This window comes from Vibrio sp. YT-15 (genome assembly GCF_033337445.1).
Lineage (GTDB): Bacteria > Pseudomonadota > Gammaproteobacteria > Enterobacterales > Vibrionaceae > Vibrio > Vibrio alginolyticus.
In genome coordinates, this window is sequence record NZ_JAWOQR010000118.1 from 1 (window position 1) to 1,191 (window position 1,191).

The following is a 1,191-nucleotide window of genomic DNA, read 5'->3' on the forward strand; positions in this document are numbered from 1 at the left end:
ACATTCTGGCGAGCTTCACAGAGCTACCGCCACCGATTGACTACGTACTGCCCAACATGGTGGCCGGCACCGTGGGGGCGCTGGTGTCCCCCGGTGGGGCCGGCAAGTCCATGCTGGCCCTGCAACTGGCCGCACAGATCGCAGGCGGCCCCGACCTGCTGGACGTGGGCGAGTTGCGCACCGGCCCGGTGATCTACCTGCCCGCCGAAGACCCGCCCACCGCCATACATCACCGCCTGCACGCATTGGGGGAACGCCTGACCGACGAGCAACGGCAAGCCGTGGCTGACGGTCTGCTAATCCAGCCGCTGATCGGCAGCCTACCCAACATCATGGCCCCGGAGTGGTTCGACGGCCTCAAGCGAGCCGCTGAGGGACGCCGCTTGATGGTGCTGGATACCTTGCGCCGGTTCCACATCGAGGCAGAGAACGCCAGCGGCCCCATGGCGCAAGTGATTGGCCGCATGGAGGCCATCGCCGCCGATACCGGGTGCTCTATCGTGTTCCTGCACCATGCCAGCAAGGGCGCGGCCATGATGGGCGCAGGCGACCAGCAGCAGGCCAGCCGGGGATCGTCCGTGCTGGTGGATAACATCCGCTGGCAATCGTACCTGTCCGGCATGACCACCGGTGAGGCCGAGGAATGGGGCGTAGACGACACGCAGCGGCCCTATTTCGTCCGCTTTGGAGTCAGCAAGGCCAACTATGGGGCACCGTTCAAAGACCGCTGGTTCAGGCGGCATGACGGCGGGGTGCTCAAGCCCGCCGTGCTGGAAAAGCAGCACAAGAGCAAGGGGGTGCCTCGTGGCAAAGCCTAAGAACAAACACAGCCTCAGCCACGTCCGGCACGACCCGGCGCACTGTCTGGCCCCCGGCCTGTTCCGTGCCCTCAAGCGGGGCGAGCGCAAGCGCGGCAAGCTGGACGTGACGTATGACTACGGCGACGGCAAGCGGATCGAGTTCAGCGGCCCGGAGCCGCTGGGCGCTGATGATTTGCGCATCCTGCAGGGGCTGGTGGCCATGGCCGGGCCTAGTGGTCTGGTGCTAGAGCCAGAACCGGAGACCCCCGGCGGGCAGCAGCTCCGGCTGTTCCTGGAACCCAAATGGGAAGCCGTTACCGCTGACGCCATGGTGGTCAAGGGTAGCTATCGGGCGCTGGCTCGTGAAATAGGCTATGCCAATATCGAGGAC

Annotated in this window: 2 protein-coding genes; both read left to right on the forward strand. The window is 65.7% G+C overall.

The window, feature by feature from the left end:
- Nucleotides 1-2: 2 nt before the first annotated feature.
- Nucleotides 3-818 carry a helicase RepA family protein gene (locus tag R7D93_RS25685; protein WP_318129607.1) on the forward strand — a complete coding sequence of 272 codons (816 nt, stop codon included), beginning with the start codon at nucleotides 3-5 and terminating at the stop codon, nucleotides 816-818.
- Nucleotides 805-1,191, forward strand: a 387-nt coding sequence (repC, locus tag R7D93_RS25690) for a replication protein C, IncQ-type (protein ID WP_318129608.1), incomplete at its 3' end; no start/stop codon positions are given. The genes R7D93_RS25685 and repC, both read left to right, overlap by 14 nt.